Below are 12,812 nucleotides of genomic sequence, written 5' to 3'. Positions count from 1 at the left end.
GCTTGGGCGTTTCAGCCCGCGGCGACGGTTTGCCCGCGCGGGTGGCGGGCCATCGCTATCATGCGCAACGTCAGCACGATCAGCAGCGGAATGAGGAATGCGGCGTAGAGCGGCATGGCCGGCACGCGCTTGCCGAACGACACCATGAACTGGAAACAGAGATAGTAGCCGCCCGCGACGTGCAGTATGCGCCAGGTGCGCGGTCCGAGCAGCGCGGCGGTGCGGTCGAACGAGGTCGCACTCATCGCGATGATGAAGCCATAGCCGATGCCGCCGAAGATGTAGGAGGCCGCGGAGGTCGCCTGGGCAAAGCCGGCCGGATCCATCCTGGCGAACGCGACGATCGCCGCCGCGTGGATGGCGTGGGAGGCCGCGAAGCTCAAGCCTAGATAGCGGCGGTTACGGTGCTGCCAGCGCGTCCAGGCATTGGGCGAGAGCCGCGCCAGCGCCGCGGCACTGAAGGCGAGGCAGAACAGCAGCAGCGAACTTCGCGCCGTGAAGCGGATCACCATGCGAACGCCCTCAACCTCGAACAGCCGCATCGAGGCGATCCACAGGCTCAGGGCGATCAGGCTGAGCGTTAGGACGGCAAGCAGCCGCCAGCCTTCGAGCCAGCTTTGACGTTGTGACATGGCGAATCTCCTTGGATGTAATCAGTGATTACATATACAGCAGCAAGATCGTCAATGGTGTAATCGCTGCTTACATTCACGTTCGGGTGATGCTAGAAGACGCCATGCCCGCCCGTCAGACGTCCAAGCCGCGTGCCCGTCGAACACCCGAAGCCCGGCCGTATCACCACGGCGACCTTCGCCGTGTGCTGATTGACGCTGCGCTGCAATTGGCGGCGGAAGGTGCCGAGGTCTCCGTCCGCGAGGCGGCGCGCCGGGCCGCGGTGTCGCCGGGCGCGCCGTTCCGGCACTTTCCGAACCGCGATGCCTTGATGGCGGCGGTGGCCGAGGAGGCGCAGCGGCGCTTCCGCGCCGAGATCGAGGCGGCGCTGGGCGAGGAGCCGCTCAAGGGTCCACTGGAGCGTTTTCGCGCCTTTGGCCTCGCTTACCTGCGCTGGGCCATGCGCAATCCGGCCCATTTCGAGATCATCTCCACCGGACGCTACTTCGCCCATGGCAGCTCGGCGGAGCTGACCCGCGACAATGCCGAGCTGATCGCGCTGTCGGAACGGATGCTGACTGATGCGGCCGAGCAGGGCCTGCTGAGGTCGGCGGATCTGAAGCGCATCCAGATCGCCGCTCGCGCGTTGGTCTACGGTTTTGCCCGGATGAATCTCGATGGCCACTTTCCGCGCTGGGGAATCGAGGACGACGAGATCGAGCGGATGGCGGAGGGGGTGATCGACCTGTTCATCGCTGGGATCGCCCAGCCCTGACATTGAGCAGCTGCCTGCCCGCTGCGGCCCACCGTCTTTCGCTAACAATAAGCGATGTCGGATCGCCGAACGCGTTGCCTGACCTTGACCGTTCCGTTACAGTTTTATGACACGGCGCAGGCTTCCGGCTGCGCCGGGCGCCGCCAGCCGTCTCGATGCCGGCCAAGCGGCTTGGCATCACCGCGCCGGACCAGAAGTTGCGTGTCGTCGATGGCGTCCGCGCCCAATCCAGGTCCTTCTGCCACCACCGCCGTGCTTGCGAGCGTCGCCGCGCTCGGCATCTGGCGGCTGCTCGCGGTCACGGCGCCACATTTCGCAGCGCTGGCGCTGATGTACGAGACCGAGACCGATTTCGGCTCGCGCCTCTCCTTCGCCCTGGCCTGGGGCATCCTCAACTTCTTCTGGATCACGCTGCTGCGGCGCCCGGCGCTGTCGGGCGCACTGTCGCTGACCATGGTCGTCGTGCTGGTGCTGCTGTCGCGGCTGAAGCACGAAGTCGTGCAGATGACGGTCAACTTCATCGATTTGATGATGATCGACCGCGACAGCGTCGCGTTCCTGTTCACGATCTTCCCGAATCTGCGCTGGTCGGTGATCCTGGCCGGCCTCGTCACGCTGCCGCTGATGTATGCGCTGTGGTGGCTTGATCCGTTCCGCATCCGCCGGCTGCCGGCGCTCGCCTGCAAGCTCGCCTGTGTTGCCGCACTGGTCGGCTATTCGCTTTATCATCCTGACCAGGCCTGGCGCGGCTATTACGACGACGGCTATCTCTCGAAATTCTTCCGCTCCGGCGTCACAGCGGTCGCCGACTTCGTGCAGTACGGTTTCATGGAATCCGCAGCCTCCACCAACGAGCGGCTCAACGTGCCGCTGGTGGACGCCTGCCATCCTGCGGGCCGCCGCCCCAATATCATCATGATCCATGATGAATCGAGCTTCGACATCCGCGCCGCCCAGGGCATCAAGGTGCCGCCGCGTTACGGCGACCATTTCAGGTCCTGGGACGGCAAGCAGCGCACGTTCCTGGCCGAGAGCAATGGCGGGCCGAGCTGGTTCACCGAGTACAACGTGCTTGCGGGGCTCTCGTCGCGCTCGTTCGGCCGCTTCGCCTATTTCGTGACGCGCATCGCCTCGAACCGCGTCGAACGCGGCCTGCCATTGGCACTGCGCCGTTGCGGCTACGACACCCTGTCGCTTTACCCCGCCCATGGCGGCTTCATGGGCGCGCGCAGCTTCCAGATGACGACCGGCATCGAACGTTTCCTCGATTCGGAGGATCTGGGCGCCAAGGACGTCGAGCCGGACTCCTTCTTCTACGACAAGGCGCTTCAGCTGATAGGGCAACAGCCGCCGAACAAGCCGCTGTTCACCTTCATCTATCTCGGCGCCAATCATTTCCCCTGGGAAACGCGCTTCCGCCCTGATCTGCTGCCGAAGTGGCGCGCGCCGGGCAACTTGCCGTCCATCGACGAATATCTGCGCCGCCAGGTGATGAGCGCCGAGCAGTACAAAGCTTTCGTCGCCGGTCTGAAGAAGAACTTTCCCGGCGAGCCTTTCCTGATCGTGCGCTACGGCGATCACCAACCGGAATTCGCGCCGAACCTGCTTGAGCCCGGCCTCGACGAGGGCGCCCTCGGCAAGAAGCTCGACGCTTACGATCCGCGGCTGTACGCAACGTATTATGTGATCGACGCCATCAATTTCGAGCCGGTGAAGAGCGATGCCGTGATGGACACGATCGACGGTCCCTATCTGCCGCTAGTGATCCAGGAAGCTGCCGGCATCCCGCTCGATCCGTCCTTCGCCGAGCAGAAGGAGATCATGCTCCGCTGCAAGGGCATCTTCTATGGCTGCAAGGATGGCGCCGAGGCGCGGCGGCTGAACCGGCTGCTGATCAACGCGGGGATGATCCGGGGGCTGTGATGTCTCTCACGCTCTTTGCGATGAGAGCGCCGTTGGAGCACCCAGGCCCCTCCAACGTCGTCCTGGCGAAGGCCCATAGGCGAAAGCCATGACGACGCTGAACCAGTCGCGCCAGCCTACCTGTTGCTCACCTTCTCCCACAGCCACTTCGCCACTGCATCGGGCGATGAATTCGCATCGTTGCCGCTCGCGCGCAGATTGGCTTCGCGCACCGTCGCGATGTCGATCCTGCCGAGCAGCGGCCTCAGCGCAGCCTGCAACCGCTCGTCACCGGCTCGCATGGGCGCGAGCAGCAGGATAGCATCGTAAGGCGGGATGGCGTGCCGGGGATCATCGAGCGCGACGAGATCGTATTTCGCGATCAGGCCGTCGCTGGTGTAGCCGGCGATCACGTCGACCTCGCCGCTCGCGACCGCCGCGTACATGAAGTCCGGCTGCATCTGGCGTTGGGTGCGGAACGAAAGCCCATAGGCCTTTTGCAGCGCGGCCCATTCGGGGCGCGAGAAGAACTCGTAGTCGCCGGCGATCGACATGGTCGATGTGTGCGCGGCGAGATCGGCGATGCTGCGGATGCCCAGCGCCTCGGCGCGCTTCCGCGGCATCACCAGTGCATACGCATTCTCGAAGCCGAGCTCGCCGAGCAAGGTGATGTTCTCTTTCGCGAGGGTTGTCTTCAGCTCTGCGAGCAGTTCCGCGCGCGGCTTAACGTCGGTGCGATGCAACTGATTGGCCCAGAGTGTACCGGAATAATCGACATAGAGATCAATGTCGCCGGTCTTCAGTGCCTCGAAGATCACGCTGGAGCCGAGGCCCGATCGCGCCGTCGCTGAGAGGTCAGCCGCCTGGAGGCGGTCCTTGAGCAGGGCAGACAACACATATTGCTCGGCGAAAGTCTTGGCGCCGACGACGTAGCTCTGGGACGAGCGCCCCATCGTCGGCACCAGCGTTGCGGCGACCAGTGCCGCGATCCCGATCGCGCCGAGCCCGGTGCGCATGCGGCTGCGCTGGCGCAGGCCGCTCTCGAGCAGGCCGAGCAGTTGGTCGACGGCAAGCGCGAGCAGGGCCGAGGCCAGGCAGCCGAACAGCACGAACACCCAGTTCTGGGTTTGAAGCCCCGCGAAGATGTAATTGCCGAGGCTGGTCTGGCCGATCGGTGTCGACAGCGTCGCGGTGCCGATCACCCACACCGCGGCGGTGCGGATCCCCGCCATCATCACCGGCAGCGCCAGCGGCAGCTCGACCATCACGAGCGATTGTCGCGCGGTCATGCCGACACCTTTGGCGGCTTCGATCAACGCGGGATCGATGCCGTTGAGGCCGGTGATGCCGTTGCGCAGCACCGGCAGCATCGAATAGAGCGCGAGCGCCAGCACGGCCGGCAGGAAGCCGAAAGCGGAAAAGGAAAAGCCGAACCAGGCAAGCGTGACGGAGGCCAGCAGCAGCAGGAGCGGATAGAACAGCGCAAGAAGCGCAAGTCCAGGGACTGTCTGCACGATGCTGGCAAGCGCAAGCAGGATGCCGCGGGGCGCCGGGTGGTTGCGTGTGAGGAGTGCCAACGGCAGGCTCGCAATCAGGCCTAGCGCAAGCGCGGCGAGACTCACCCGCACATGGTTGCCGAGATAGTCGGGCAAGTGCGACAGCGCCTCGCCCCAGCGCGGATCGGTGAAGAGGCTCATGCCGCACCGCTCGTTGGCAGCCGCGCATTCAATCGCTCGACCTGGCGCCGCGGCGTGCGCAACAATTCCAGCACGTAGGCGTCGCCGCTTTTCGACAGCTCTGCCGGCGTACCCTGCGCGAGCAGCTTTCCAGCGCGCATCACCGCAATGCGGTCGGCGAGCAGGATGGCCTCCGTCATGTCATGCGTAATCATGACAGAGGTCAGACCGAGCTTGCGGTGCAGGTCGCGAAAATCCTCGCCCAGCGCATCGCGGGTGAGGGGATCGAGCGCGCCGAACGGCTCGTCCATCAGCACGATCCGAGGTTTTGCCGCGAGCGCCCGCGCCACGCCGACGCGCTGGCGCTGGCCGCCGGAGAGCGCCTCCGGCAGCCGGTCGCGATGCGCGGCACGGTCGAGCTGCACGAGTTCCAGCAGCTCGTCGACGCGCGCGGCAATATCGGCAGCCGAGACGCCCAGCAGCTTTGGCGTGACACCGATATTGTCGGCAACGCTCAAATGCGGAAACAGCCCACCGGCCTGGAACACGTAGCCGATCCGCCGCCGCAGCGCGACCGGATCGACATTCTGCACGTCCTCGCTCTCCACCGTGATCGTGCCGCTGTCCGCCTCGATCAATCGGTTGGCGAGCCGCAGCAGGGTGGTCTTGCCGGAGCCCGAGCCACCCACGATGGCCAGAAACTCGCCCTCGGCGATATCGAGCGACACGTCGTCGACGGCTTTGAGCGGCCCGAAGCTCTTGGTGACACGTGCATAGCTGATCGCCAGCTTGGAGGGCATCGCGGGTAAGCTCGCTCTTACCTTCCCCTGCAGGGGAGGGTGAAGGGGTAAGAGCTGCATGCGTAGCACGCTTGGCGCCTTGATTGAACTTGGTCGCGCGAGCGGCTAAGGCATCGGTCCAGGTTTGGAGGAAGCACATGACGACGCCCACGGCAGTGGCGCTGGAAGATGCCAAGGTCGCGTTCCACCTGCGGGACGGGCGGGTCTATACGGCGGTGGAGAAAGCCCATCTCACGGTGGCGCAGGGCGAGTTCGTCGCCATTGTCGGCCCGACCGGCTGCGGGAAATCCACGCTGCTCAACGTCGCCGCCGGGCTGCTCAAGCCGGCAGCGGGCAGCGTCAGGATATTCGACCAGCCGCTCGCGGGGCTGAACCGGGATGCCGGCTACCTGTTCCAATCCGATGCACTGTTCCCGTGGAAGACCGCGCTCGACAATGTCGCGATCGGGCTCGAGATCAAGGGCACGCCGCGCTCCGAAGCGCTGCCGCGGGCGCAGCAATGGCTGACCTCCGTCGGCCTCGGTGCGTTCGCAGGCCGCTATCCACACATGCTCTCGGGCGGCCAGCGCAAGCGCGTGGCGCTGGCGCAGGTGCTGATCCGCGATCCAAAAATCCTGCTGATGGACGAGCCGTTCGGGCCGCTCGATGCACAGACGCGCCAAGTCATGGGCAATCTGCTGCTCGATCTCTGGAACGCCGACCGCAAGGCCGTGCTGTTCGTCACCCACGATCTCGAAGAGGCGATCGCACTCGCCGATCGCGTCCTGATCATGTCGGCGGGGCCGTCCTCGCGCATCATCGGTGACTGGCGCGTGCGCTTGCCGCGCCCGCGCGACATTTTTGAGGTCCGGCTCGATAAGGAGTTTCATTCACTGCATCGCGAGATCTGGGGCGTGCTCAAGGACGAGGTGATGAAGGGTTACGTTCAGTCCACGCAGGCGGCGGAGGCGGTCTGATGTCGCGCCCGATGCTGCTTGCGCTGCAAGTCCTGGTCGCGGTCGTCTGCATCGTGACGTGGCAAGTGCTCTCGACCGTCCCCGTCTTCGGCAAGATCCTGCTGCCGCCGTTCTTCTTCTCCAATCCGTTCGACGTATTCAGCCAGATCGTGAAGTGGTTCGCGTCCGGCGTGATCTGGAAACATCTCGGAATCACGCTTGCGGAATCGATCCTGGCTTTCGTGATCGGCTCGGTCGGCGGCGTGCTGGTCGGCTTCTGGTTTGCGCGCCAGCCACTGGTCGCAGCCGTGTTCGACCCTTACGTCAAGATGGTCAACGCGCTGCCGCGCGTCGTGCTGGCGCCGATCTTCGCGCTGTGGCTCGGCCTCGGCATCTGGTCCAAGGTCGCGCTCGGTGTGACGCTGGTCTTCTTCATCGTCTTCTTCAACGTCTATCAGGGCGTGAAGGAAGTCAGCCGCACCGTGCTGGACAATGGCCGCATGCTCGGCATGAGCGAGCGCCAATTAATGCAGCACGTCTATTGGCCGTCGGCGCTGTCCTGGATGTTCTCCTCGCTGCATACGTCGGTCGGCTTCGCCGTGGTCGGCGCGGTCGTCGGCGAATATCTCGGATCGGCGGCCGGGCTCGGCTATCTCATTCAGCAGGCCGAAGGCATCTTCGACGTCGCCGGCGTGTTCGCCGGCATGTTCGTGCTGTCGGCCTTCGTGATCCTGATCGACTTTGGCGTCACGCTGGTGGAGCGGCGGCTACTGGTTTGGCGGCCGACGGCGTCGGACGGTCGCGGCTAGGGCGCAAGGGGCCGCGCGTCGGCGCGAGCCCCGATCGCGAACGTTCAATCCAGCAGCTTGGTGTCGTCGGGTGCCTGCGGCGGCGTCTTGATCGCGATCGCCTTGACCTGGCCGCTGATCGGCTTGGTGCCGCCATGCGGCGTGCCCTTCGGGATGATCACGAGATCGCCGGGCTTCACCGTCACCTCCTTGTCGCCGAGCCAGATCGTCCCGGTGCCGTCCAGGATGTACTGGATCTCGTTGGTGTTGGGATGCATGTGCTTGGGCACGTTGCCGACCTGGATCGAGACGGTGGCACCGTCCGCGCTCGCGAACATCTTGGAGCGGTAGCCGACAGCGTTTGCGGGCCCCAGCGCATCGCCTTCCATCTCGCCGGTATGGACGATCTGCGCGGTGATGTTTTCGGCGGCGAGCGCCGGCCGGAGCAGGTGGGTGGCGCCGCATCCGGCGGCAAAGGCGGCGGCGATCGACAGCCCGGCAGCAAGGCGATTCATGGATGATCCTCCCCATCAAGATTTGTTCTTGTTTGGACATGCTATTGCGCCGAAAGGCCGATGGCCAGCCCACTTAGGCGGTGCTTCTCAAGCCCGCCCCGCTGCTCTATGGTGCCGCCGGCCGAACGGAGGAAGCCAATGAAGAACACGATTGCCAGGCTCGCCGGCGCGCTGCTCGCGCTGACGCTCACCATCGGTCTTGCCGCGGCGCAAAGCAAGGTGACCATCGCGGTCGGCGGCGGCTCTTGCCTGTGCTACCTGCCCACCGTGCTGGCCAAGCAGCTCGGCGAATACGAGAAGGCCGGCGTCAGTGTCGAACTGGTCGACCTGAAGGGCGGGTCGGACGCACTCAAAGCCGTGCTCGGCGGCAGCGCCGACGTCGTCTCCGGCTATTTCGACCATTGCGTCAATCTCGCCGCCAAGAAGCAGGAGCTTCAGGCCTTCGTGGTCTATGATCGCTATCCCGGCCTCGTGCTGGTGGTCGCACCCTCTCGGACCAACGACATCAAGTCGGTCAAGGATCTCGCCAGCAAAAAGGTCGGCGTGAGCGCCCCTGGCTCCTCCACCGACTTCTTCCTGAAATTCATGCTCAAGAAGAACGGCCTCGATCCCGCCGGCACCGCCGTGATCGGCGTCGGCCTTGGCGCCACCGCAGTCGCAGCCATGGAGCAAGGCCAGATCGACGCGGCCGTGATGCTCGATCCTTCCGTCACCGTGCTTCAGGGCAACCACAAGGATTTACGCGTTCTTTCCGACACCCGCACCCAGAAGGACACGCTCGAGACGTTCGGCGGCGAATATCCGGGCGGCGCGTTGTACTCGACGGCAGCCTGGGTCAACGGTCATGAGAAGGAGACACAGGCGCTTACCAATGCGATCCTGGCAACGCTAGCCTGGATCCATTCGCATTCGCCCGAGGAGATCATGGCGAAGATGCCGGAGGAGACGGTCGGCAAGAACAAGGATCTCTATCTCGCTGCGCTGAAGAACACGATTCCGATGTTTTCCGAAACCGGCAAGATGGACCCGAAAGGCGCGGAGGCCGTGCTTGCGGTGTTCAGCGTCGGTTCGCCCGAGGTGGCGAACGCCAAGATCGACGTCAGCAAGACCTTCACCAACAAATTTGTCGATCAGGCCAAGAAGACGACGGGGAATGCCAAATAAGTGACGCGAAGGCGTAGTGGTCAGGCGTCATGACGTCACCGGTCATTCATTGCGTCTCGGCGCTTGATCTTGCGGTGCGGCCGGTCGTGTGGCCGTTCGCCGAGGAGCGTCGCGCCGAGATCGCGGCGCATTTTGCCGAGAAGCAGCGCGAGCGGCCGAAGATCTGGAACGGTCGCGTGCTGCTCGGACGCGACGCCGTGTTCACGGACGGCCATTTCGCCGCGACCTATTTCGAGACCGATTTCGCCAGCTTCCTCGCCTGGCGCGACTGGGGCTTTCCTGATCCGGCCGTGTTCAACGGTTTTGGCATGGGCGCGCTGCGCACCTCCGACGGCGCCTTCGTACTGGGCGAGATGGCGCAGCACACGGCCAATTCGGGCCGCATCTATTTCCCTTCGGGCACGCCCGACCTCGACGACATCAAGGACGGGGCTCTCGACATTCCCGGCAGCGTCGTCCGCGAGGTCGCGGAGGAGACGGGGCTGACCGCCGATGACTACGCGGCGGAGGCGGACTGGCACTGCGTGGTCTCCGGCCGTGTGATTGCGATGATTCAAGTCCTCAACCTGGACATGCCGGGCGAGGTGGCCCGCGCCCGGATCGAAGCCAATCTCGCGCGCGAGGCCGAGCCCGAACTGTCGGCCATTCATCTCGTGCGCGGGATGAGCGATCTCACGCCGTCCATGCCGCGATTTGTCACGGCCTTTATTGCACAGCGGCTCGCCTCTCGCTGACGCGCGAGGCTTGACATCGCTTCTCTCAGCCCATGTGATGGGCGAAAAAGCAAAAGCAATAAGAATGCGATGCACAATCGTCCAGGGAGGTTCTGATGCGCCTGCGCATGGCTACCCGTTTGGTACGTGGGCTGTTGGTCGCGATTGCCGCGGCGGCCTTGGCGGTGTCCGCCCAGGCCCAAGACCAAGGCAAAGAGAAGAAGATCAAGATCGGCGTCGTCTTCGATTTGACCGGACCTCTCGCCGGCGGCGGCTCCGAGCTCGGCTATATCGGCGCAAAGATCATCCTCGACCATTTCGCCAAGACCGGCGTCGAAGGTTACAAGGTCGAGGCGGTCTACGCCGACGCGCAAAGCAAGCCTGACATCGCCATCAACGAATCCGTCCGCCTGCTCGAGCAGGAGAAGGTCGACATGGTGCTCGGCTTCTTCTCCTCGGCGCAATGCGTACCGGTCGCCGCCCGCGTCGAGCAGCTCAAGAAGTTTATGTGGATCACGACCTGCATCTCGTCGGCCGTGTTCAACGACAAGGGCTACAAATACGTGTTCCGCCCGCAGGCGAGCGGCGACCAGTTCGGCATGATGACGATGGATTTCATCGCGCAGAACGCCAAGGAGAAGTTCGGCAAGGAGCCGAAGGACCTGCGCGTCGCCATCATTCACGAGGACGGGGCCTATGGGGTCGATGTCTCCAAGGGCAACGAGGCCGGTGCGAAGAAGGCCGGCTTCAACGTCGTGCTGAAGGAGGGCTATTCGGCGACCGCGCCGGACCTCTCCGCGCTGGTGACCAAGCTCAAGCGCGCCAAGCCCGACGTGATCTTCCACACGGGCTACAACCCCGACATTACGCTGCTGCTGCGCCAGGCCCGCGAGCCGGGCCTGAAGTTCGGCGCGTTGATGGGGCATGGCGCCGGTTATGGCGTCTACGAGAAGCTGAAGGAAGGCATGGGCGCGGACGCCGCGTACATCTTCAACACCGACCCGATATCGATCTGGCTCGCCAACCAGAAGACCTTGGATCCGAAGCTCCCGCCCGTGATCAAGATGGTCGGCGACGAATTCGACAAGATCAGGCCGGGCGTCGCCATCCGCTCGGCCCATGTCGGCATCGGCGCGTCCAACACGTATGTATTCATGAGCGACGTGCTGCCGCGAGCGATCAAGAAGTATGGCGGTGTCGATCCCGACGCGCTGCGCAAGGCGGCGCTCGACACCGACATTCCCGAGGGCGGCACCATGCTCGGCTTCGGCGTGAAGTTTTACGGTGAGGGCACGCCGATGGCCGGGCAGAACGAACGCTCGTTTCCCGTGGTGATCCAGTACATCGACGACAAGTCCTCCGTGGTGTGGCCCAAGAGCCAGGCGCAGCGCGAGGCGGTGCTGCCGCTGCCGAAAGGCACCACCTACAGCAACCAGTAGCGGCGGAGTGCTTCGGTGTTGGAAGTCAGCGGGCTGGTGAAGCGGTTTGGGGGCTTCACAGCCGTCAACAGCGTCTCGTTCAGGGTCGAACAGGGCGAGATCCTCGGCCTGATCGGACCCAACGGCTCGGGCAAGAGCACGATCTTCAACATGCTCTCGGGCACGCTGGCGCCGACCTCCGGTTCGATCCTGTTCGCCGGACATGAGATCGCAGGCCTTCCGCCGCACCGGATCATCAACCGCGGCATCGGCCGCACCTTCCAGATTCCGCGGCCCTTCCGTCGCCTGACCATCTTCGAGAATGTCGCGCTCGCCGGCTTCTACGGCCAGGGCCGCCACAGTCGCGTCAAGGCCGAGGAAGCGGCCGAGCGGTCGCTGGCGATGGTCGGCCTGCCGATTGATCGCCATGCCAGTGTCGATGGCCTTGGCGCAGCCGGCCTGAAGAAGCTCGAGCTTGCGAAGGCGCTCGCCACCGCGCCAAAGCTGTTGCTGGCGGACGAAAGCCTCGGCGGCCTCGACGAGACCGAGATGGATCAGGCCGCCGACATGCTGCGCAACATCCGCGACGAACTCGGCATCACCATCATCTGGGTCGAGCACATCATGGGCGTCTTGATGCGCGTCGTCGATCGCGTCATGGTACTCGATCACGGCGAGAAGATCTCGGAAGGCTTGCCGAGCGCGGTTGCGGGCGATCCGCGGGTGATCGAGGTCTATCTCGGGACTGATGCCGAGACGACGCAGGCCGCGGCCGCCGAAGCGCGCCGCCGCGCGGGAGGGCAATGATGCTGGAGCTCCGCGGCGTCAATGCCGGCTATGGCACGTTCCAGGCGCTGTTCGACGTCAATCTCGACGTCAAGGCCGGCGAAGCCGTCGGCGTCATCGGCCCCAACGGCGCCGGCAAGACCACCTTGATGCGCGTCATCTCCGGCTTGATCCGGCCCTCGCGCGGCTCGATCAAGATGGAAGGTGTTGATCTCGTGGCGACGCCGTCGCACAAGATCGTCGGCCTCGGCATTGCGCATGTGCCGGAGAACCGGCGGCTGTTTCCGCAGCTCACGGTGGACGACAATCTCAAGATGGGCGCCTTCATGAGAGAGGCGCGCGGGCACTATGCCCAGCGGCTCGACGTCGTGTTCGAGCTGTTTCCGCGCCTGAAGGAGCGCCGCCACCAGATGGCCGGCACCATGTCCGGCGGCGAGCAGCAGATGTGCGCGATCGGCCGCGCCATGATGTCCAATCCGAAGCTTCTGCTGCTCGACGAGCCGTCGGCGGGCCTCGCGCCGCTCGTGGTGCAGCAGGTGTTCGAACTGGTGAAGCGGATCCGTGCCAGCGGCCTGACCGTGCTGATCGTCGAGCAGAACGTGCAGCAGGTGCTGAAAGTGGTCGATCGCGCCTATCTGATCGAGGCGGGCACGATCCGCGCCTCCGGCACCTCGGCCGAGATGCTGGCGAGCGACACGGTCAAGGAAGCGTATCTCGGGGTGTGAGGG

General features: G+C 64.6%; 13 protein-coding genes. 9 read left to right on the top strand and 4 right to left on the bottom strand.

All coding sequences use genetic code 11. The features are described from left to right. Positions 1 to 11: 11 nt before the first annotated feature. Entirely contained in the window at positions 12 to 632 is a 621-nt protein-coding gene (locus IVA98_RS23410) for a hypothetical protein (protein WP_247306498.1), read from the bottom strand. Between IVA98_RS23410 and IVA98_RS23405 the strand changes: the two genes are divergently transcribed. Both IVA98_RS23405 and IVA98_RS23400 read left to right on the top strand, forming a co-directional pair. Next, positions 626 to 1,387 carry a TetR/AcrR family transcriptional regulator gene (locus tag IVA98_RS23405; protein WP_524536405.1) on the top strand — a complete coding sequence of 254 codons (762 nt, stop codon included), beginning with the start codon at positions 626 to 628 and terminating at the stop codon, positions 1,385 to 1,387. The two genes, IVA98_RS23410 and IVA98_RS23405, sit on opposite strands and share 7 nt — an antisense overlap. 210 nt (positions 1,388 to 1,597) lie before the next feature. Then, complete coding sequence (locus IVA98_RS23400; protein ID WP_247355620.1) at positions 1,598 to 3,310, top strand: LTA synthase family protein; 1,713 nt, start codon at positions 1,598 to 1,600, stop codon at positions 3,308 to 3,310. 116 nt (positions 3,311 to 3,426) lie between these two features. Here IVA98_RS23400 and IVA98_RS23395 read toward each other — a convergent pair whose 3' ends face one another. Continuing rightward, positions 3,427 to 4,986: a glycine betaine ABC transporter substrate-binding protein gene (locus IVA98_RS23395; protein ID WP_247306494.1), complete on the bottom strand. Its 1,560-nt coding sequence runs from the start codon at positions 4,984 to 4,986 to the stop codon at positions 3,427 to 3,429. Next, entirely contained in the window at positions 4,983 to 5,765 is a 783-nt protein-coding gene (locus tag IVA98_RS23390; protein ID WP_247306491.1) for an ATP-binding cassette domain-containing protein, read from the bottom strand. Before IVA98_RS23390 ends, IVA98_RS23395 begins: the two co-directional genes overlap by 4 nt. A gap of 137 nt (positions 5,766 to 5,902) precedes the next feature. On the opposite strand from IVA98_RS23390, the gene IVA98_RS23385 reads away from it, so the two are divergent. Both IVA98_RS23385 and IVA98_RS23380 read left to right on the top strand, forming a co-directional pair. Next, positions 5,903 to 6,721, top strand: a complete 819-nt coding sequence (locus IVA98_RS23385) for an ABC transporter ATP-binding protein (protein WP_247306488.1) — start codon at positions 5,903 to 5,905, stop codon at positions 6,719 to 6,721. Continuing rightward, positions 6,721 to 7,509, top strand: coding sequence for an ABC transporter permease (locus tag IVA98_RS23380; protein WP_247306485.1), 789 nt, complete (start codon positions 6,721 to 6,723; stop codon positions 7,507 to 7,509). Before IVA98_RS23385 ends, IVA98_RS23380 begins: the two co-directional genes overlap by 1 nt. A gap of 44 nt (positions 7,510 to 7,553) precedes the next feature. On the opposite strand, the gene IVA98_RS23375 is transcribed toward IVA98_RS23380, so the two are convergent. Then, positions 7,554 to 8,003: a cupin domain-containing protein gene (locus IVA98_RS23375; protein WP_247306482.1), complete on the bottom strand. Its 450-nt coding sequence runs from the start codon at positions 8,001 to 8,003 to the stop codon at positions 7,554 to 7,556. A gap of 138 nt (positions 8,004 to 8,141) precedes the next feature. Between IVA98_RS23375 and IVA98_RS23370 the strand changes: the two genes are divergently transcribed. From IVA98_RS23370 to IVA98_RS23350, 5 genes are all read left to right on the top strand, one after another. Continuing rightward, positions 8,142 to 9,167 carry an ABC transporter substrate-binding protein gene (locus IVA98_RS23370; protein WP_247355619.1) on the top strand — a complete coding sequence of 342 codons (1,026 nt, stop codon included), beginning with the start codon at positions 8,142 to 8,144 and terminating at the stop codon, positions 9,165 to 9,167. A 29-nt stretch (positions 9,168 to 9,196) separates the two neighbouring features. Continuing rightward, positions 9,197 to 9,901: an NUDIX hydrolase gene (locus IVA98_RS23365; RefSeq protein WP_247306477.1), complete on the top strand. Its 705-nt coding sequence runs from the start codon at positions 9,197 to 9,199 to the stop codon at positions 9,899 to 9,901. Positions 9,902 to 9,996: 95 nt separating this feature from the next. Continuing rightward, a complete protein-coding gene (locus IVA98_RS23360; RefSeq protein ID WP_247355618.1) occupies positions 9,997 to 11,319 on the top strand; it encodes an ABC transporter substrate-binding protein in 1,323 nt (440 codons plus the stop codon). Positions 11,320 to 11,334: 15 nt separating this feature from the next. Further along, the gene (locus tag IVA98_RS23355; RefSeq protein WP_247306471.1) at positions 11,335 to 12,105 is read left to right on the top strand and encodes an ABC transporter ATP-binding protein; all 771 of its coding nucleotides are present in this window, start codon (positions 11,335 to 11,337) and stop codon (positions 12,103 to 12,105) included. Then, complete coding sequence (locus tag IVA98_RS23350) at positions 12,105 to 12,809, top strand: ABC transporter ATP-binding protein (protein WP_247355617.1); 705 nt, start codon at positions 12,105 to 12,107, stop codon at positions 12,807 to 12,809. The genes IVA98_RS23355 and IVA98_RS23350 overlap by 1 nt, the downstream gene beginning before the upstream one ends. Positions 12,810 to 12,812: the final 3 nt, after the last annotated feature.

The sequence above is a fragment of the Bradyrhizobium sp. 160 genome (genome assembly GCF_023073735.1).
GTDB lineage: Bacteria > Pseudomonadota > Alphaproteobacteria > Rhizobiales > Xanthobacteraceae > Bradyrhizobium.
This window is presented reverse-complemented; position numbering and strand designations above follow the sequence as displayed.